General features: G+C 62.9%; 12 protein-coding genes. 1 reads left to right on the top strand and 11 read right to left on the bottom strand.

The window, feature by feature from the left end:
- Positions 1–29: 29 nt before the first annotated feature.
- From HFO71_RS28015 to HFO71_RS27985, 7 genes are all read right to left on the bottom strand, one after another.
- Positions 30–2,435, bottom strand: a complete 2,406-nt coding sequence (locus HFO71_RS28015; RefSeq protein WP_221988702.1) for a protein kinase domain-containing protein — start codon at positions 2,433–2,435, stop codon at positions 30–32.
- A gap of 42 nt (positions 2,436–2,477) precedes the next feature.
- On the bottom strand, positions 2,478–3,662 hold the full coding sequence (locus HFO71_RS28010; RefSeq protein ID WP_221988701.1) for a serpin family protein: 1,185 nt from the start codon (positions 3,660–3,662) through the stop codon (positions 2,478–2,480).
- Between the two features lie 13 nt (positions 3,663–3,675).
- The gene (locus HFO71_RS28005; protein ID WP_221988700.1) at positions 3,676–6,201 is read right to left on the bottom strand and encodes a trypsin-like serine protease; all 2,526 of its coding nucleotides are present in this window, start codon (positions 6,199–6,201) and stop codon (positions 3,676–3,678) included.
- Positions 6,198–7,814, bottom strand: a complete 1,617-nt coding sequence (locus HFO71_RS28000; RefSeq protein ID WP_168258984.1) for a caspase family protein — start codon at positions 7,812–7,814, stop codon at positions 6,198–6,200. Before HFO71_RS28000 ends, HFO71_RS28005 begins: the two co-directional genes overlap by 4 nt.
- 23 nt (positions 7,815–7,837) lie before the next feature.
- Complete coding sequence (locus HFO71_RS27995; protein ID WP_168258983.1) at positions 7,838–9,793, bottom strand: DUF4384 domain-containing protein; 1,956 nt, start codon at positions 9,791–9,793, stop codon at positions 7,838–7,840.
- A 210-nt stretch (positions 9,794–10,003) separates the two neighbouring features.
- Positions 10,004–10,381 (bottom strand): hypothetical protein, encoded by a 378-nt coding sequence (locus HFO71_RS27990; protein ID WP_168258982.1) that lies wholly within the window; start codon positions 10,379–10,381, stop codon positions 10,004–10,006.
- A 128-nt stretch (positions 10,382–10,509) separates the two neighbouring features.
- Complete coding sequence (locus tag HFO71_RS27985) at positions 10,510–11,100, bottom strand: hypothetical protein (RefSeq protein ID WP_025397640.1); 591 nt, start codon at positions 11,098–11,100, stop codon at positions 10,510–10,512.
- Positions 11,101–11,360: 260 nt separating this feature from the next.
- Between HFO71_RS27985 and HFO71_RS27980 the strand changes: the two genes are divergently transcribed.
- A complete protein-coding gene (locus HFO71_RS27980; RefSeq protein ID WP_221968627.1) occupies positions 11,361–12,971 on the top strand; it encodes an NHL repeat-containing protein in 1,611 nt (536 codons plus the stop codon).
- 10 nt (positions 12,972–12,981) lie between these two features.
- On the opposite strand, the gene HFO71_RS27975 is transcribed toward HFO71_RS27980, so the two are convergent.
- The 4 genes from HFO71_RS27975 to HFO71_RS27960 all read right to left on the bottom strand — a co-directional run bounded on the left by HFO71_RS27975 (position 12,982) and on the right by HFO71_RS27960 (position 19,530).
- The gene (locus HFO71_RS27975) at positions 12,982–14,145 is read right to left on the bottom strand and encodes a methyltransferase family protein (RefSeq protein WP_168258980.1); all 1,164 of its coding nucleotides are present in this window, start codon (positions 14,143–14,145) and stop codon (positions 12,982–12,984) included.
- 473 nt (positions 14,146–14,618) lie between these two features.
- The gene (locus tag HFO71_RS27970; RefSeq protein WP_221988699.1) at positions 14,619–17,198 is read right to left on the bottom strand and encodes a caspase family protein; all 2,580 of its coding nucleotides are present in this window, start codon (positions 17,196–17,198) and stop codon (positions 14,619–14,621) included.
- Between the two features lie 223 nt (positions 17,199–17,421).
- Positions 17,422–18,699: an L-fuconate dehydratase gene (locus tag HFO71_RS27965; protein ID WP_221988698.1), complete on the bottom strand. Its 1,278-nt coding sequence runs from the start codon at positions 18,697–18,699 to the stop codon at positions 17,422–17,424.
- A 96-nt stretch (positions 18,700–18,795) separates the two neighbouring features.
- On the bottom strand, positions 18,796–19,530 hold the full coding sequence (locus HFO71_RS27960; protein WP_003553379.1) for an SDR family oxidoreductase: 735 nt from the start codon (positions 19,528–19,530) through the stop codon (positions 18,796–18,798).
- Between the last annotated feature and the right edge of the window lie 113 nt (positions 19,531–19,643).

Here is a 19,643-nt window from a genome sequence, read left to right as displayed (position 1 = left end):
GCCCTATTCGGCCCCATTTTTCGCCGCGCTCACCGCAATTCTGCAGTAACCCGGAAGATACCGCCGGCCGACGCGTCGGAGCAGACCACGAAGGTCGAGCCCTCCTGCGCCATGAAGGCGACATTGCCGCCGGCTTCGCAGGGGGTGGCGCTCCATTGCAGGATGATATCGCCGTTGTCGGGCAGTTTTTCCGGCGGGATCTTCGCCGCGCTCGCCATCCATTCCGTCGCCGACGGCAGGTGAACGGGCGCGTTCAGCTGCTTCGACAGCCAGGCCGTATAGTTCTGCGCCTCTGCAAGCGGCACGTCGTCGGCCGGCTGCTGCGGATTGTCGGCATAGGCCTGGGCTGCGGCTGGATCGGAATTGGCGGTGTAATATTCCGCCATCTGCGCCCGGGTGACGGCCTTCGACTGCATGCAGAAGGATTTGTCGACCTTCACGGCGCCATTGGCGACGCCAAGCATGCCGCCGAGCTCCTTCATCGACGAGGTCATCAGCCGGACATTCTCCAGCGAATAGTTTCCCGCTGGGACGGTCTCGAAGGCAACCGTCTGCGAAACCGGGCAGAAGCCGCGTGCCGATAGCGCCTCGAGATCGGCAAGGATCGGCTGGTACGCTGCGATCGCGAGCTTATAGGCCTCCGCGGTGTAGCGGCCGTCGGCCTCGCCGATCTTCGGGGCGAGTGCCGCAAGCGTCGGATCGGCAGCACCGGCGCGGGTGGCGATCGAGGCGTGGAGATCGGTGACTTTCTGCTTCAGCGCCGTCGCCTCGTCCTTCGCCGCCATGACGTCGGCGATGACGGCGTCGAACAGTTTGGCGGCGTCGCCATAACCTGACGTCGCGGCCGGCATCTGCCATTGTTCGGCCTTGGCCTTGGCCTCGGTCATCAGCCCGCTCGCCTTGGCAACGTCGGGGCTATCGCCGGCGCCGATGCGATTGACGGTTTCGCGCTTTGCCGCCGCGTCCTTTTCGGCCGCCGCCAGCGCGGTGAGCGCCTTGGCGAGATCGTCAAACGTCGTTTTCGACGCGTCATAGGCGCCGACCGCAGCATGCATCTGCTTTGCGGTGGCGGCATCGGCAGCAGACTTCATCTTGACGTCGGCCTCGGCAAAATCCGGCGCCTTGTCGCCGCCTGCGGCCGAAGCGGCAGCCCTCGCTTTCTCGGCATTCTCCTTCGAGATGCCGATCAGCGCATTGCCGAGATTGATGGCCGCCGTCTGGAATCCCGGAAGTGCCTTTTCGTAATCTTCGTCCTTGAGCAGGGCATCGGCCGATGTCAGGGCCGATGCGCCGGTGTCATAGGATAGCTTTGCCTGGTCATTAGCCGGGCGCTCCGGCGCCTTGGCGGCAATCGCCTTCTGTTTGCGGCTTTCGGCCTCCTTCTTCCAGGTGCCGACGTCGGCGACGAGCTTCGGATCCGGGGCCAGCAGCTTGGGGATGGTGACGACGCCGACGCCGATGCAGATCAGCAGCAATGCTGCGATCATGGAGATTTTGACAGGCGTCCACTTTTTCGGTTTCGGGGCGTCCGGCTGCTGCTGCATGCTGCCGCGCGGATCCCACGACATCGGCTGGATGCCTGTCGTCACGCGCGCAAATTCGCCGAGCGCATCGGCGCCCGTGCGCGGTCGCGCGGAGGGGTCGCGGCTCAGCATCCTTTCCACCAGGCTTGCAAGACCTTCGGGAAAGCCCGGAATCAGCACGTCGAGGCGGGGAAAGATATTGGAAGGATCGAGATGGATGTTCTTCCAGCTCTGCTCGCGCTGGTGCTCGTCTTCCCAGACCATGACGCTGTCGAAGACGCTGGCGTAGGTCTGCCGCGGCAGGAACAGCTTGTAGGCGATCATGCCCATGGCGTAGATGTCGAGCGCGGCGGAGGCGGAAAAAGTACCGCTGGCATAGATCTCCGGCGCGCCGAATTCCGGCACATAGGGCGGGATGATGTGCTCGCCGATCTTCGAGATCAGGTGCAGGTTACCGATCCGCACCGACAGGCCGGAATAATCCTCGGAGACATAGATGCACTGGTCCGTCAGGGCATTGTGGGCATAACCGGCGCCGTGCAGCGTCGCCAGCCCCTCGAGGATGTGGCGGCCGATCTCGACGGCGCGCTCGTAGGCCACCATCTCCGTTTCGTCGAGATATTGGTGCAGCGTTTTCGACGGCCGCTTCTCGACAATATAGAAATTGTCGTCTTCCGGCGACGGCGGAATGAGGTCCTCGATTTCGACGAAGCGGCGCGCCGTCAGCGATTTGGCCTCGTTGATGGAGGTCCAGACCCGCTCGAAACGAGCCTTGTCCAGTTTCAGCGCCGTATCGGGCGCGACGATGAAGACCGCATGGTCCATCCGCTTGTCTTGGGCCGGATAGACGATGAACTCGTTCTCATAGACCGGCTCGCCGATCGTGTAGCGGGCGATCAGATCACTTCTCATGCACTTGTCCCCCTGCATTCATTACATTCATGAAACCGAATACTATTCGCCTGCCAGTAATGGATCACCGATCAGGCCCGCGGCCAGCAGCAGGCCGGTTCTTGTATCGCGAAGCGCGAAGGCAAAACGGGCATCGGCCACGACACGAATAAGCTTCGGATCGATACTGCGTTCCGTGATAACAGCCGTGGCTGCTGCCGCCTGCGTGCCGTTTTCGTCAACCTTGATCATCGTCTTCTGAAGGACGCGCGCCAGGCTGATGTTTTCCTTGGTGAAACCCGGGAAACCCGCATCCTTGGCCTTCTCGGGCGCCACTCCCATCGCATTGAGTATCGGCATCAAATCACGCCCGTCGTTCAGGGAAAAGCGGGGCAGGAAGATTTCGCCCTTGGCGGCTTCGAATTTTTCCCCTTGCAGCCAGGAAGCGAGCGCCTTCAGGTCCGCGCCGCCCACCCCCTTGCCGGAGCGCGCCGCCACGACGACCATGCTGTAGCTCCCGCCGGCATAGGCAAGGTCGACGGCGGTGAATTTCTCGTCGAAGCGGAATTTTTGGCCATCGCCGGCAAGATGCATCATCGGTACCGAAATCGTCGACCCGTCCGGCCGCTGAAAGGGGCTTGCCGGGCTTTCCCTATCGAAGGACGTCTTCCAGCGCGCCTTGAAGGAGAGTGCGCCGAGGCTGACGAAGCCGCCGCCCGGCGGTGAGTCCAGGATCACAGGAATGGCGCCCCGCGTCGCTTGTTTGACCCAGCCGTTGATGTGCTCGACCGATTTCGGTCCGTCGAGATCCTCGATCGAAGGCTTGATCCGGTGGCCGGCTAGCATGGAGAGCGCATCGGGAACGAGCACCAGCTTGTCGTCGAAGACGATCGCGACCGCTGTCGTCAAAGGCGCATCCGCCGCTGCCGGCTTCTCGGGGGTCATTGCGTCAAGCGCCGTCTCCGGTCCCTTCAGCTCGCCGCCGAAGCCGAGGCCTTTGGCGATTGAGGCCTTGCCTTGGTCGGAGGCGCCGAGGGCGGCAAGGCCGAGTGCTGCGGCAAGGCTTGCCGGCGACACCATGATATTGGCAGCACCCTCCTTTGCCAGCGTCCGCTCGATCAGTTCGGCGGCAAGCCCGGCTTGTGCTGCAAGCATCGCCTTGCTGTCGCCGGCGTTGCCGGCATGAGCGGCCGGAGCAAGCGCCATCAGGAAAGCGGCAAGACCCGCCAGCAGATTGGATTTCGGCATGGTTCGCTCCTGTTCAGCGGATGCGATAGAATTTGGAATCGAACGACCATTTGCCTTGGGCGCCGGTCTCGTCGTCGCCGACGATTCTGAGGCTTCGGGCGAGATCGTAGACATAGTTGAAGGCGGCGCGCTGGCCGACGAGCGGCGTCGGCACATCGGGCAGGTCGAGCACTTCGATCGGCTTGTCGCTGAGGATGGCAACGACCATGCCGACGCCGGCCGGGCCCTCCACCACATATTCGAAACCGGTATAGGGATTGCGCGCATCGGGCACGACGACCGGCCGGGCCGGATCGAGCCGGTTGTCGCCGCTTTTGGCTGATGGTTTCAGGCCCATCGAGCGCTTGTTCGGGTAAAGCTGCGTCAGCTTGCCGGAGGCGTCGATATCGACCAGGATCAGATAACCGGACTTTTTGGTGGAGACACGCATCGCCACCTTGTCGCCGATGCTGACCGCGGTGCCGGGCAGCACGTCGACGGCGACGCCGGCCTCATTGTCGCTCTTCAGCGTGTTCTCGACGGCGGCGAGCGGCGTCTTCGCCTCCTCGCCGGTGATGACATCCCGGCCGAGCGCATCCGGCTGGCCATAAAATTGCGGGACCGGGGTGAAGCGGCAATCCTCGGCATGCGTCCGGCAATATTCGTCCGATTTGCGGCGGACATAATCGAGAAGCGCGGCATTGCTGACATTCGGCTTGTCGGCCGCGCGCGCCACGCCATCCTGGATGCCTTCGATGAAGTGGCGGGTGAAGACGCCGAGCGCCGGCTTGGCCCCGCGGTCGACGAGCGCCCATTGCCCCGCGTTGACGGCCGACCAGACCATGGCGTTTTCACCGCCGAAGGAGAATTTCGCTTCCTTGCCTGACTTGTTCGGCGGTTCGAGCGCTGCCAGCGCCGGGCCGAGGCAACGCACGGTGCCGGAAGGTGCTGCCACCGCGCTGCGGCTGCCGGGTCCAACGTGGCAGGCATCGATCAGCAGCGTGACGCGGCGGTCCTTGAGGCTGTTCAGCCGTGCGGCGATCTCGGTTTCGCGGATCTGGTTGGTGACGGTCATCTTGCCTCCCTCGCGCACCAGCTTGGCATCGGCTGCAACCAGCGTCGGGCTGGTCGTAGCCTCCGCACCCATTTCCTCCGAGCCCTGGCCGCTGAAATAGAGGAAGACGCGGCTTCCGGGTGTCGACTGGCGCACCAGCCAGTCGTCGATTTCGGCAAGGATCGCCTCGCGGGTCGCCTTGCGGTTGGTCAGTGTGTGGATCTGTTCCGGGCGGTAGGCAAGCGTCTTGACGAGGAAGACTTGCATCGCCTTCACATCGGTGGCGGAGCCGGTCAGCTTCGCCTCGCGCATCTCGTAATCGTCGATGCCGATCAACAGCGCGCGGTCGCCGGGCGAGCTTTCGATCACCGGTGTCTGGACGACCGGTGGCTGAACGGCGGGTTCGTCAGCGACGGGCTTGTCAGCCGGCGGAGTATTGCCGGTGGGCGCGCCAGGTGTTTCGGGCGTGGCGGCTGGCGCGGTATCGCCGGCGGGCGGGGTGGTGATGACGAGATTGGCCTCTTCCTGTCCGGACTTCCTCTGCTTCGTCCCGCCACCGGTCGTGGTGGACGCGATGTGATCGCCGGCAGCAGGCCCTTCAACATTCGGCACGTCGCCATCGGTCTTTGCGGCGATCCAGTCGCGGAAGGCGGCCACACGGGTATAGACACCGTAATGTTCGGCCTCGGCGCAGCCAGCACCCCAGCTGACGATGCCGAGCTGGATCCAGCGCTTGTCGGGACGCTGGGCGACCAGCGGCCCGCCGCTGTCGCCCTGGCAGGCATCCTTGCCGCCCTTGGCGTAGCCAGCGCAGACATTGCGCTCGTCGATCGGGTTCATGCGCATCGAGCTGTCGCGGTAGGCGGCGCGGCAGTCCTCACGCGGGACGATCGGCAGTTCCACTTCCTGCAGCTCGGTCGGCAGGTATTTGTCGTCCCAGCCGTGATCGGCCTTGGTGTAACCCCAGCCGGTGACGACGGCCGGGTGGCCGGCGGCCTCTACCTCATCATCCGAGGCCGAGGCAAGGATCGCCGGCTTCGATTTAGCGGGCTCGCTCAACTTGATGAGGGCAATGTCGTTGGCGAAGACCTTGCGGTCGAAATCCTCGTGGATGATCACCTCTTCCACGGCAAGCCCCGGCTTGTCGGGCCCGTCGACCGCGATCACCTTGTCGATCTTCGACTTGCCCTCGACGATCAGCAGGTCGCGGGCGAAGAGATCCTGCTTGCCGGAGCGGCCGCTGGTGACGCAATGGGCGGCCGTCAATATCCAGCGCGGCGAGATCAGCGAGCCGCCGCAATGGCCGCCGAAGCGGCCGCGCTGTTCGGGGTCGGGCGCCAGGATCTTCACCTGCCAGGGCCATTCGCCCTTCTTGGCCGTCTGGCCGCCGATGACACGCCCGCCATCTTCACCGGCGAAATCGGTATCCTGCTGCGCAAGAGCCGGTGAGCCGAGCAGCAGCATGACGGCCATAACGTTGAGGATCCTGCTGATCGACGTGCTCATAGCTTGGCTCCGGCGGAGGTATAGAGAACCGTGAATCCGAGGCGCGCGCCCTCGGGCAGGAATTCGCTGAGGCGTTTGGCGATATTGCCGGCGGTGCGGCGTCTGTCGTTCTGCTTCAGGAATTCAATAAGTTCGGGCATCGGGGTGTCAGAGGCGACGGCGACGAGCAGGTCCGTGCCGAAAGGTGCGACGACGGAAAGGTCGAGATCGAAGGTCTGAGACATCTCGGCATCGACCTCCTTCTCGCCCGGATAGAGGAACTGGACGGTCCCATCGCCGGTGACGTCGAAGAGCACGAGCTTGCGGGCTGATAAATCCGAAACCGTGACGCCGACGCGCTCACCTTCGCGATGGACGGTGTCGGAAGGCGTCACCCGCACGGTCTGCGGGTTAGTCTCGGAGAGCCGCTTCAGCGCATCGAGCGCAGCCATCCGGTCGACGACGAATGGCATATCGCCGGCGCCGACGCCGGAGGCGACGACATCGCCGCCGGCGATTGCCTCGCGCTTTTCGGGATCGAAGACGAGTTCGGCATCAGCATCCTTCGTCAGCTTGAACGGCGTGACGGCTGGTTCAATCCCCTGCAGCACCGGCTCGGAGCCGAGGGCGGCAACGCTGATCGGCGCGGGCTCGGCGGGCAGCGGAGCGTTTGATTTCTCCGCCGCCGCCTGGGCCCCCGCCCCTTCGTAATGATAGACGACCGCGCGATCGAGATCGGTTCCGGGCGGGCTTTCGGTAAAGATGTTCTGCCGCTGGTTGGTGAACTGGTAGACCGCCTGGCGCACATATTCGAACAGTTCACGGCGGCTGACGGCGCCGTCGCTGTTCCTGTCCGCTGCCCCCTCGAAAGCGCGGGCGGTGGCATAGCTCAGCGCACCGCGTTTTTGCGGAATGCCAGGAATTGATATCTCGGGCGACTTGGTGTTCTCGTCGACGGCGGCGAGAAAAGTCAGCCGCTTGAAGTCGAAGCCGGTGGACAGCGCATCCGCCGTCGTCGAAATCGGCGCGAGATCGTCCTCCTCGATCGTATAGGAAGGCGCCTGACGCCAGGTGATCTCGGCGCCGCGCGGATCGATGTCGCGGGTCATGCCGCCGGCATGGCAGGTATCGGCGATGAAGATGACATCGGCGCCCTTGGCCTCGAGCTTGCGGATCAGTGTCTTGAATTCGTCGCCGAAGATGCGCTCGCGCGATCCCGGCAGCCGGGTATCGAAGCCAGCAAGAATATAGACCTCGTCGCGGCCGCTCGGTTTGGAACCCTTGACGCGTTCAGGCTCGCTCGACCCATGACCGGCGATGCCGAGCACGATCAGGTCGCCAGGCCCTGCCCGTTCCATCACGGCCTCGATCGCATGGAAAATGCCCTCGCGGTCGGCAGCGCCGTTCTTCAGGAGCGTCATGTCCTCCACGCCGACCGAGCGCAGCGAAAGCGAAAGGTCGTCGGCGTCGGCGACGGCGCCGTGCAGCGGCGGAACATTGCGGTAGAGGTCGATGCCGATCAGCACGGCCCTGACCGCACCACGCTCCGGCGCCTCGATCACCTTTGCCAAGCTGTCGGTGGCCGCCATGGTGAGGAGGGCAAGTGCTGCGGCCATGGAAACGAATGCGGTCATGGCCAGTTCCCCCCTCGCCCGGCCTATTCGCGGCGCCATTCGACGCGGCGGTTCAGCGCATCGACATCGTCTTCGGTGAGGTTTGCGGTTGCCGTCACGTCCACCGGCTCGGATGCTCCGCGGCCTTCGGCGTCGATTGTCGCGTCGAGGCCGTTGCTCTTCAGGAAGTCGGCGACGGCCTGGGCGCGGCGTTCGGAAAGCTTCTGATTATAGTCGTCACCGCCGCGCCGGTCGGTATGGCCGACGAGGATGATGCGGCCGGGCTTCTGCTCCTTCAGCGCCTCCAGCAGTTCCTGGGCGGCTTCGGTGCCGATCGAGGTGAAGCTCGCCTTGTTGAAATCGAAGGTGATCGGAACCGGAATGGAGACCGGCACGATGCCGCGCACATTCTCGGAATAGATGCCGCCGAGCACGCCGCTGCGGTGGTCCTTCTCGGCCGGCACGAAGCTGCCTTGCGGATTGTCGCTCGTCGGGTTGGCGGCAAGAATGCGGGCCTGGGCGGCGCGCTGGATGAGATCGGAGATCGTTTCGGCGGGCGGCGCTTTCGGCGTGCGGGTCTCGTTCTTGATGATCTCGATCGCCTGCTGGTAATCGGCAGCGGCATCGGCGAAGCGGCGTGCGGAGAAATAGATCTCGCCGAGCGTGGCGGAGGCCTGCCAGAGCACCTGCGGGCTGTCGGCGGCGACAAGCAGCGGCTCGTAATCGGCAACTGGCTGGTTGGCGGCCATCATCTCCTGAGCTGCGGAAAGCCTGAGGGCCGCGACGCGGCGCTGGGCATTGACCTGGAACTGGCCGCAATCGGCGCTGACGGCGATCGCATCGGCTTCAGCTGCGGCAGCGCTGATATCCTTGGCGGCAACAGCGGTGTTCAGCTTGTCGAGAAGGGCGGTGCAAACAGGCGTATCGGCATTTGCTACCTCAATCTCTTCCCCGGCCTCGGCAGGTTCGGCCGAACGGCCGAGGTTTAGCTGCGGCATCTTGATGCTGAAACCGCCAGGGAGCTTGAATTGCGGCATCTTGATCTGCGGCATCGGCAGTTTCGGCATCTTCGTCTGCGAAGACTGGCTCGGCTGCTTGTACTGCGTGGGCTGCTTATACTGGGTCGGCCGGGTGGATGAAGTGGTGTCGGCCGGACCGATCAACTCCAGTTCGTCGGCGGCAAGCTCCTGGCCGGGCGCCAGGTTGGTGACGATCTTGTATTTCTTCGGCGGCTGTTGTGTTGCCTGCTCGACAGGCTTCGGCGCAACCTTTTTCGGGGCAGCCGGCTTCGGTTTTTCCACCACGGTTTCCGGCTTCTTGGCGACTTCCTGTTTCGTTACCGGCTTCGGCTTCGGAGCGGCCGCGGGTTTCTGCGCAACGGGCGGCTTTGCAGCTTGCTCTACGGGCGCGGGTTTTGCTGCGGGAGCGGCTGCGACGGGCGGGATGGCAGCCGGACTATCGACCGTCGTCAGCATCAGCGTCTTGCTGCTGATCTTGGTGCCGAGGCTGCGGGCTTCTTCAAGGCTGCGGGAAACGGCATCCATGCCGCCGTCGATCGAGCGGAACATGCCGCCGCCACTGCCGCCGAGATCAGCGAAGATGTTGAGCGGCTTGGAGGAATAGAAGACTTTGATCTGTTCCTGGCCGACCGGGCCGGAAACCTGCAGCTTGGCGCCGCTTGCTGGATCCGGCACCTGCACGCGCTTGCCGGCGCCGACAAGGGCGTCGGTCTGGTACTTGTTCGGGAAGAGCTTCACGACCGCGCCGTTCGGCGAGACATTCAGCACCGTGACATAGGCATTCTCGGTCGACTGGATGAAGAGGCCGACAACTTCGCCGATGGCGTATTTGGCTTCAGCGCGATCGAAGGTGATGCTGACAGGCCCGGTCTGTGCCGGCGCTTCGGTCAATGTGCGTTCGTTCTGCGCCTCGACGGCGGGAACCACCGAAAAGAACGAAAGAAAGGTGGCTGCAGCCAGGATGGCTTTGCGGTTCGGCATTGAAAAACCTCCTCTTCGAACATCTCACACTGTGTTGAAGATGAGAATAGCACTGACTGGCGAAATTGGGATGGTGTCGCCTGTCTTGCTTGAGGGAGGGTTACAAATTATTTGGAGCCTGGAAGAATCCGCCAAGGCAAAGACGTGAGCAAGACTCACGCTCTGGAATATCCGGTGCCCGTTATAGTCGGTTCAACTGCGAGGAGACGGTTAGTTCTTGGGTTTCTGCCCGGCTGATTTCAAAATCGAGATCAGGTCGCTCATTCCCTCGGGCGAGGAATTGTAAAGCCAGAGAATATCCGGATTGTCGACCGTGAATTCCTTGCCGGGCCCTGAGCCCATGTCGCGGCCAGGCGAGGTCGCATCGGGAAGCCTGTCCTCGCCGGGTGCCAGCCCCTTGGCGCGTTCGTGTTCGGCGATGATCGCGGTCGCCGCGGCAAAGGCCTTCTCGTCATGCTGGCGCAGCGCCGCCAGCGAGGGGTTTCGCGCCGCCAGCGCGTCCTCAGTCGGGCCGGAATGCGCGAGCCCAGGTATCTGCAGCGCCAGCAGAAGGCCGATCGACAAGGTTGTGAGCCGGGATTTCGTCATCGTCGTCAAATCCGTCTTATTGGCGCCATTGCGCGACAAGCGTTGCGACAATAAGGAGAGGCCGGAAGGAAGGCAACGGCGCTCAGTGCCAATCGATTGGGAGGGTTGAAATCGACTGGCAACTAATGTCAGAGGATCTTCAATTGCTGCAGGCCGAGGCGCAGATCGCGCAGCATTTCGCCGAAGATCTCCTCGATCATCCCAGTCGACCAGACGACCATGGTGCCGTATGGCGAGCGCTTGCGCTGCATGAAGCCGGCCGTCTCGAAATCGATCAGCGTCTTGCGGCAGGTCTCGCTCGACATCACAGCGACAAGGAAACGGGCGAGATTGGACTGGTCGATCGCGCCGGCTTTTTCGGCCCAGTTCTGGATCAGCCGCGGCTTGGTGTCGGCGGTGAACATCGAGGCAAGCGCCCGATCCTGCGAAAGCCCCAGCCGCTGCAGCTTGGCCGGATCGCGGGTGAGCGAAACCACGTAATCATTGTGCAGATCGGCGAAGCGTTCGATATCTTCGGCGGTGCTGATGCCGAAGACCTTCATCGAATAGAGGAACTCGGCCATCAGATAGGTCGGTTCCGAGCGCAGCTGCGCCAGATGCTTGTCGTCCTTGCTGGCCGAGGCGGCGCAGACGCGGTCGGAGAAGTTGATCCTTGCCGCGCGAACCTGCTCCAGCAAGCTTATATCGAGCGCCAGTTCGTCACCGTTCCATTCCAGCATAAGCATTTCCTGCCGATAAATCTTCGAGACGATGATCTTGTACTATCGCCGGCGCAGATCTCCAAATCGCTTGGAAAGCAACGGCTTGCTGAGAAGTCATATCTAGCCTACCATTTTTGAAAGACGTGATGGTAACAGAGCATCATGCCGAAAAGTGTGATCGGTTTTCGGATGACATAATGCTCTAACCTTAATTGGGAACAGGATTCAGATTTTTGGCCGGTCCGGCGTAAAATCATCCTGTTCTGGGGGTCGAGGCAATGCGTAGTTTTGGGTCGCATATTTTGTTTGCCGCGGCACTTGCGGTCGCCTTCCCGGTTTTCGCCAAAGATACGACGATCATCGAGCTTCGCGGCGGCGACGGCGCGCGTTCGGTCGGCATCATCTCTTCCAACGAAGAAGCAGAGGCATCCGGGCCGGCGGCGATCACCGTCGGCGACGACGGCACCATCTACATCCTCGACCAGAACAACGGACGCGTGCTCGCGGTCGACGCCGAACGTTCGCAGGCCGAGCCCGAGATCCTGCCGCTGCCGGAGAATGCCGCGCCGGAGGATCTCGCCGTCGTCCACAACGAACTCTACCTCTGGTCGGATGGCGTCGTGCCGCTCGAGCGCTCCACCGATGCCGACGGCCGCTCGCAGGTGCTGCGCGCTGTCGACGGCGGCGGTGATGCCGACGACTACACCCGCTCGGTGTTCGCCTCGATGGGCTCGGTATCGCCGGGGCCGCTGAACAGCATCATTGACGAGATCGGCCGCAGCACCAATAGGCCCGACGCCCGCCCGCCGGTCATTCAATATGTGCCGAGCCGCGGGCTCGGCGATATCGTTGCCGAGGTCCGCGCTGCCGCAAACGACAAGGCGGAAATCCTGCTGCGGCGCGCGAGCTCGGAGGAGAATTTCCTTTCGCTGCAGCTCGCCTCGGAAGGGCGGATCGGCACAGTCGAACTTCTCGACATCGACACGACAGGCAGACCCTATGCGCTGGTCGAGCTCGTGCCCGCCGACCGGCCCGAGCGCACCGGCATGCTGGTGGTGCGTTTTACGCCGAACGGGGCGATGGATCGGGTCTACGACCTGCCGATCGAACCGGGCACGGTATTTTCGAGGCGCTTCGTGGCGATCGGACCGCGCGGCGACGTGCTCTATTTGAGATCGCTGGAAAGCCGGGCGCAGGTGCTGCGGCTCGACGGCCGCGAGCCCGGCCGCAAGCTGGCCGTCGCTCGGCCCGCCAAACAGCCGGCTGCCGGCAAGCCGGGCAAGACGCCGAAGGTGGCGATCGTGCCGAAATCGCGCAACGACGTCATCGAGCGGGCAATCGGCTTCGAGACGCTGAATTGGCTGGTGACGCCAACCGCCTACGGCAAGGATCCGGGACCTGGCTGCGTCAACATGAACCGGCTCCGCCGCCCGATCTACCTGATCGGCAAGCGCGGCCAGACGGTCAAGGGTGTTCCCTACTGCTGGGGCTGCAAGACGCCGCTGGAAAATTTCATCGGCGCCGTGGAAAAGGGCCAGACCGCCGGCAATGTCTGCACCAAGAGCGCGCCGCAATCCAACATTCTCGGCGTCGACTGCTCCGGTTTCGTCAGCGACGCCTGGGGCTTGAAGATGCACGTTTCGACGCGCGCCATCCCCGGGATCACCAAGCGCCTCTCCGACCCCTGGTCGATGCGGCCGGGCGACGCGCTGAACAAGCCGGGCTCGCATGTGCTGTTGTTCATGCGCTTCACGGCCGACAAGAAGGTGGAGGTGATGGAGGCCTCGCCGAATGCTTGCAAGGGTCGCGTCTGCCGCAATACCTATTCGCTCGGCAGCCTGTTGATGCGCGGCTACCAGCCGGTGCGCTTCAAGGGTCTCGACGGCTGAACGGTGGGAGTCACGCCGCCGGTCTTGATGTCAGCCGCCGCTTCGCCATCGCCAGAAGGCCGTGCGCCGCGACGCGCTCGGCATAGTCCCGATAGGCAGGATCCCGGCTCAGCATTCGTTCCTCCGCTCGCGCGCGCAGCAGATAGATAAGACTGACGATTGCCAGCATGCCGGCCCGGGCAAGCCCTTCGGCAAGGCCGCTGGCGAGGAAGCCTGGGATCGCAACCAGCCACCAGGCGATGTTCTTCGAGACATAGGCCGGATGCTTCATGAAGCGATATGGTCCTGATGTGATGATGCCGCGATGCGTGAGATTTGAAAATCGCGGCCCGAAAGCGACGGTCGCCCAGACGTAAATCAAGAGGCAGAACAGCGTCGCGACGCTCCAGAGGATGAAGACCGCCGACCCTTCCTGGATTAAGTGCTCCCAGCCCGGCCCCTCACGATATGGCACGAAGGCATGCGAGATCGCGGGGAAGAACGGCTCGTAACAGATAAGACAGACGAGCCAGCCGAGCACGGTCGTCTCCGTCGCCCTGACATGCCATCCAAAAAGCTTGAAGGTGGCTACATAGCCGCCGGCGGCGAGTAGGGTGTCGAGAAGAAAGGTAAGTCGCAACAGGCCTTCGAACCAGGCGGCCGAGAGCGGTGGAAAAGCCCAGGCCGGCCGCTCGGCAAGATCGGAAAGTGCCGCCATGCCGCCCGAGAACATCAGGACGAGAAAGAAGCATTTGATCGCGAGCAGGCGCAATGCGAACAGCACGTCCTCCTCGCGAAAATCCTGCATCAACACCGCGCGCCCGACCTGATTGAGATAATCGTCGGGCTCCTCCGCGACCAGATCGGTGATCGCGACGTAGAAAATGGTGACGCCGGCAAGTGCGATGGAAAGAGGAATGGTGGTGTGCCCAGCCTCGATGATCCATCGGACTGCCGACGATTGCGTGAAAAACGGAAAGACCGAGCAGGCGATGACGACCACGCCAAGCAGCGCGGCAAGGCCCACAAGCTTCGTTCCGATGCGACGCCAGAAAATGGCGGGAGCTTCGTCTTTCCTCTCTCGCGATACCCATGCCTGTTGAACCGTTGGCGCACCGTCAATGACGATCCAGGTGGCAACTAGGCAAATCAAAGCCAGGGCCATGCCGATGCCCGGCCCAAGCTGAAGATACATTGAAAGCGTAATGCCCGCCGCAGCTCCGACAACAGTTGCTGTCTCTGTTGCGAATAACCTGATCGCAGACAACGTACTAGCTGCGTGAAAGCAGAGATTTATAAGGCAATTTGCTACCAACCTTGTCCACTAGAAGAATCACCACCGCTAGAGCCCCCGCCAGAACCCCCGCTGGAGCCAGAGCCGCCGCCCATGCCGCCGCCACCCGAGCCGGAGTTCCCACCAGAACTGTTCTCCGACCGGGCGAAAGCCGGTTGATTGTTCTGTGCGGCCACTCTTCTAACAGTGGGCGTGGTTCTCCTGGTCGGCGTCGCGCTCCTGGCGGCCGGCTCTTCGCTGGCAAACAGTGTCCTGGCGCCTGGGTCGAAGATGCAACTCTGCAGGATTACGCCGGAGCCTATGATGAATGTCGAGCACAATAGGACACGGATGATGAGTTTTCTGTTCATGTATGACGCCCCCAGACCGCCGTTTCAGAAGAGATCGTACCTCGGATTTCGCTTGACCCAGGTCGCTTTGGCGAGCTTGACGATCCTGTCATCGAGCGACTTGGTCTTCGGAATTGCCTTTTTTTCCTGAGCGGTCAGCTCGGCGGCAAAGGCGGCTTCCGCTTTTTTCTTCGCAGCGCCAGGCATCCTTTTGAGTTCCGCCAGCGCCTGGTTCTTCGGATCGCCGCTGCCCGGCATGTTGATGGCGGTCGCCAGCGCGAAGTAACGGGACGCGATTGCAAGGCTATCAGCGTCCGAACCTTCTTCCTTCGCGAGCATCGCGCGGTCGAGCGCACCCCAATAGTCGCCGCGTTCCGCGCCCATCTCCAGCCACTTCACCGCTTCCGCCTTGTCCGCGGCAACGCCGACGCCGTCCCGATACATGCGCCCGAGGTTTGTCGGGGCATAGGGCTGACCGCCCTCTGCCGCCCGCGTGAAAAGGTCGAGCGCTTTCGGGAGATCCTCCGGAGCGCCTTTTCCGAAACGGTAGACGAGCGCAAGATTGTTCAGCGAATAGATGTCGTTGCGCTGGACGCCGGCCTCGTAGAATCGGATAGCCCGCTCCGGATCGGCCGGAACGTTGACGCCGTTCAGGAAGATATAGCCGAGCTCATTCATCGCATAGGTATGGCCGAGATCGGCGGCCTGCAGCATCAGACGCAACCCCAGCTGCTGATCGGCCTTGGTGCCGCGGCCGTAGTAGAGGGCCTTGCCGTAGCTATGCAGGGCAAAGGGATCGCCCTTGGCCGCGCCACCCTTGGCGATCTGGCTTGCCTTGGCTGCGTCGCGCGGGACGGAGGCGCCGAACTCGTAAAAGCTCGACAGTTCATAGATTGCCCGGACATGCCCGGCATCCATCGCCTTGTTGATCGTCGCAAAAGCCGTCTTGGTATCGCGGTTGGCAAGCTGGGCACGGCCGAGCTGATAGACAAAGCGCGCCACCTCGGGATAGGCCTTTATCGCCTCCGTGCAGGCCGGCAGTGCTTCATCGGCGTCGATCTCGTTCGGCAGCTTGCCTGCTGTCACGCCCTGCAGGTCGAGGGGTGCTGCGGCTGATGTGTCGCAGGCGTCGAGCACCGGCTTGAAAGTGATGGTCGCCGGCGGCAAGTCGTCGTTGGCGGCCTGCAGCGTCAGGGCGAAAGGCTGGTTTTCGGTGCCGATCTGAGGCTCATAGGAAAGTGCGGGAATATCGGCTGCTTCGAGCACGTGACCGAGCCCGATCACCCGGTCTCCGGCGCGTAGCGTGCCCTTGTCAGGCAGGGCCGCAACCTTGAAGGTCATTTCCGCAGCCGACGCCGGCACGACCGGGAGGCTGGCTACAACAGGGCCGACGCCGATCGTCGTGTCCACGTCGCGCGGCAGGGTCTTCAGATAGGCGTCGGCATCGGCGAGCCGCACCTGCTTTTCCTGTTCGAGCTGGGCGAGCTTGGCGCCGGCATCGGCCGAGACGGTGATCGCGACGACGCCTTGCGTCGCCTGGCCGTAAGGGTCGCTGACGGTATAGCCGATCAGGCCGACGGTTCCGGCGGCAACACCTGATGAATCATAGGTCAGCGCCGTCAGTGCCGCGGCTGGCATTTTCGCGCCCTGCTCGACCGGCTTGCCGTCGAAGCTGAGCTTGCCGGTCTTCGGAAGCTGGTTGAGGGTGACGAGCAGCGCCGAGCCGGTCTCGTCATGCGGCGGGGCGATCGGCAATTTGGTCGTGGCCGCACCCTCCGGCACGCTCACCTGCTGCATCGGTTCGACGCTCGGCGGCGGCGGCGCCGGAATGAAATAGAAGCTGTCCATCAGCGAGGAGTTTTCCCAGGGAACCTGCTTGCCACCGGTCATGGCGATCACGTCGCGGCGCACATCGGTCAGGACCTGGCGGATTTCCTTGTTGGGTTCGCTCGCCCGCTTGATGAAGGATTCGGAATAGGGGCTGAGCGCGCCGGTGCCATCGAGCGCCACCTGGCCGGGTTCTGTGGAAAAGGCGATCAGGCTGCCGAGATCGCTGTCGATGCGTGCAAGCCCGCGGGTGGCACCGACCGGTTCCAGTTTTTCCGCCATCCAGAATTTCTGGGCATTGAAGGGATTGTTGCGGCAGGCGTCGAGGAAGATCAGCTGCACCCGCGAATTCTGCTTGAGATGGTTCAGGATGAGGTCGAGCGGCATGGTCTGCGTCTCGACGTCATAGGGCGTCTCCAGCGTTGCATCGACCGGCACGATGAAATTCTGGCCGCCCACCTGGATGCCGTGGCCTGAATAGTAGATGAGGCCGGCCTCGGCATTGCTGGTCGAACGCAGGAAGCGGCGCACCGTATCCTCGAGCCCGATGCGGTCGACATTAACGCCGATCGTCACGTCGAAACCGGCCGCGCGCAACGTGGTCGCGACCTCTTCGACATCATTGGCAGGATTGGGAAGCGAGGGCAGCGTCTTGTAGACCGAGTTGCCGATGACGAGGGCGACGCGGCGTCCGCTCTCCTCGGTGACGGCTGCATGTACCGTGCCGATCGATAGCAGCATTGCTGCGATGATCAGCAGATAAGCGCACAGTCTCTTGACGTAGTGAAACTTGGGCATGGCTCGATCGCAAACATTCTATTGTCTAAGTTCAATAAAATTTGCTGGCCTGCTGGTGCTGGGCCCCCTCCGCATTCACATTTCAAAACTATTCCTCGGCGCTCTAAAAAGCAAGCTTCGCCGCCTCCAAGTGAATTGGAGCAGTCCCGCCGGATTGGAAGCCCATCGGCGGCAGGAAAGACTGTCGAGATCAGGAATTCAACATGCGGCCGGCGAAGTTTCCTTAACCTCGAAACGTATAGTTGCTGATCGAGGCCGGTTTCATCTCGATGGAGAAGCCCGGCAGGGTGGGCGGCATGTAGGCGGCGTTCTCGATCAGGCAGGGGTCGAGGAAGTGTTCGTGCAGGTGATCGACATATTCGATGACGCGGCCTTCTTTGGTCCCCGACACCGCGATGTAGTCGATCATGGACAGATGCTGCACATATTCGCAAAGGCCGACGCCGCCGGCATGCGGCCAGACCGGCAGGTCGAACTGGGCGGCGATCAAGAGCACGGAGAGAACTTCGTTCAGCCCGCCCATGCGGCAGGAATCGATCTGCACGATATCGATCGCGCCCTCGGCGATGAACTGCTTGAACATGATGCGGTTCTGGCACATCTCGCCGGTCGCGACCTTCACCGGGCCGATCGCCTGGCGGATCTTGCGGTGGCCGGCGACGTCGTCGGGGCTTGTGGGTTCCTCGATGAAGAAGGGTTTGGCGAAGGAGAGCGCCTTGACCCAGTCGATCGCCTGGCCGACATCCCACACCTGGTTGGCATCAATCATCAAGTAGCGGTCGGGACCGATCACCTCGCGGGCAATCCTGAGGCGGCGGATATCGTCTTCCAGGTCGCGGCCGACCTTCATCTTGATATGGTTGAAGCCGGCATCGATCGCCTCCTGGCAGAGGCGGCGCAACTTTTCGTCCTCGTAACCCAGCCAGCCGGCCGAAGTCGTGTAGCAGGCATAGCCCTCTTTTTCGAGGATGGCGATGCGTTCCGCCTTGCCCGCCTCGGCGCGCTTCAGGATCTCGACCGCTTCGTCACGGGTGAGAACGTCGGTGAGATAGCGGTAATCGACGATGTCGGCGATCTCTTCCGGCGACATCTCGGCGACGAGCCGCCAGACGGGCTTACCGGCCTGCTTGGCAAGCAGATCCCAGACGGCATTGACGACCGCGCCGGTCGCCAGATGAATGGCGCCCTTTTCCGGGCCGATCCAGCGCAACTGGCTATCGCTGGTCAGATGCCGCCAGAATTTGCCGGGATGAGCGAGAACCTCGGCAAGCTCGGCGCCGACGACGAGGTGGCGCATCGCTTCGATCGCCATGCAGCAAATATCGTTGCCGCGGCCGATGGTGAAGGTCAGGCCGTGGCCGGCAAGATCAGGCGCATCCGTATCGAGAATGACATAGGCCGCCGAATAGTCCGGATCGGGATTCATCGCATCGGATCCATCCAGGCTTTGCGAGGTGGGAAAGCGAAGATCGAAGACACGAAGGTCGGTGATGCGGGTCATGGTGTTTTTCTCCCGATTATATGGACCGATTATAGAGAGCCGATTGCAGTGGCCGGGCCGGCCGGCAAGACTGCCGCGCCGGCCGCATCGCTGAAATCAGATCGTCCAGCCGCCGTCGATGGCGATCGCCTGGCCCGACGTGTAGGTCGCGCCGGCGAGATAGACGGCGAGATCGGCGATCTCTTCCGGCGAGCCCAGCCGGCCCATCGGCTGGCGGGCGATGAAGGCGGCGCGCGCCGCGTCGTAGTCGCCCTGCGCCCGCATGCGGTCCTGCAGCGACGGGCTTTCCACCGTGCCGGGGCAGATCGCGTTGCAGCGGATGCCTTGACCGACATAATCGGCGGCAACGGCTTTGGTGAGCCCGATCACCGCCGCCTTGGTGACGCCGTAGGCGAAGCGGTTCGGCACGCCTTTGATGCTGGAGGCGACGGAGGCCATGTTGATGATCGCCCCGTCCTTGCGCTCGATCATGCCGGGCAGCACGGCGCGGATGGTGCGGATCATCGCCTTGACGTTGAGGTCGAAGGCGAATTCGAGATCGGAATCCTTCATCTCGAGGATCGAGCCGGCATGGACGAAACCGGCGCAGTTGAACAGCACGTCGACGGCTCCGATCTCGGCGACCAGAGCCTTGACCGCATCCTCTTCGAGCACGTTCAGTTTATGGGTGGAGACGCCGGTTTCCGCGGCAAGCGTCGCCAGCGCCTCGGTGTTGATGTCGGTCGCGTGGACCTTGGCGCCGATTGCGGCAAAGGCTGCCGCCGTCGCCCGGCCGATGCCCTGACCGGCGGCGGTAATGAGAACGGTCTTGCCGGAAAGTCTGTTTGTCATGTCACGGGCCTTTTCTGGAATTGTCTACGCTGGACGATGGAGTGTGGTTCATGTCTTGGCGAAGCTCGGTCGTGGTGGAACGCCTCGTCCATCATCGTCCGCCATTCACCCTC

The sequence above is a fragment of the Rhizobium laguerreae genome (assembly GCF_019778565.1).
Taxonomy (GTDB): Bacteria; Pseudomonadota; Alphaproteobacteria; order Rhizobiales; family Rhizobiaceae; genus Rhizobium; species Rhizobium laguerreae.
The sequence above is the reverse complement of the archived record's forward strand: the minus strand, read 5'-3'. Positions and strand labels throughout refer to the sequence as shown.

Excerpts from the sequence above, each read along its gene's own strand:
- HFO71_RS28015 (WP_221988702.1), bottom strand. The coding sequence starts at position 2,435 with ATGAGAAGTGATCTGATCGCCCGCTACACGATCGGCGAGCCGGTCTAT.
- HFO71_RS28010 (WP_221988701.1), bottom strand. The coding sequence starts at position 3,662 with ATGCCGAAATCCAATCTGCTGGCGGGTCTTGCCGCTTTCCTGATGGCG.
- HFO71_RS28005 (WP_221988700.1), bottom strand. The coding sequence starts at position 6,201 with ATGAGCACGTCGATCAGCAGGATCCTCAACGTTATGGCCGTCATGCTG.
- HFO71_RS28000 (WP_168258984.1), bottom strand. The coding sequence starts at position 7,814 with ATGACCGCATTCGTTTCCATGGCCGCAGCACTTGCCCTCCTCACCATG.
- HFO71_RS27995 (WP_168258983.1), bottom strand. The coding sequence starts at position 9,793 with ATGCCGAACCGCAAAGCCATCCTGGCTGCAGCCACCTTTCTTTCGTTC.
- HFO71_RS27990 (WP_168258982.1), bottom strand. The coding sequence starts at position 10,381 with ATGACGAAATCCCGGCTCACAACCTTGTCGATCGGCCTTCTGCTGGCG.
- HFO71_RS27985 (WP_025397640.1), bottom strand. The coding sequence starts at position 11,100 with ATGCTGGAATGGAACGGTGACGAACTGGCGCTCGATATAAGCTTGCTG.
- HFO71_RS27980 (WP_221968627.1), top strand. The coding sequence starts at position 11,361 with ATGCGTAGTTTTGGGTCGCATATTTTGTTTGCCGCGGCACTTGCGGTC.
- HFO71_RS27975 (WP_168258980.1), bottom strand. The coding sequence starts at position 14,145 with ATGTATCTTCAGCTTGGGCCGGGCATCGGCATGGCCCTGGCTTTGATT.
- HFO71_RS27970 (WP_221988699.1), bottom strand. The coding sequence starts at position 17,198 with ATGCCCAAGTTTCACTACGTCAAGAGACTGTGCGCTTATCTGCTGATC.
- HFO71_RS27965 (WP_221988698.1), bottom strand. The coding sequence starts at position 18,699 with ATGACCCGCATCACCGACCTTCGTGTCTTCGATCTTCGCTTTCCCACC.
- HFO71_RS27960 (WP_003553379.1), bottom strand. The coding sequence starts at position 19,530 with ATGACAAACAGACTTTCCGGCAAGACCGTTCTCATTACCGCCGCCGGT.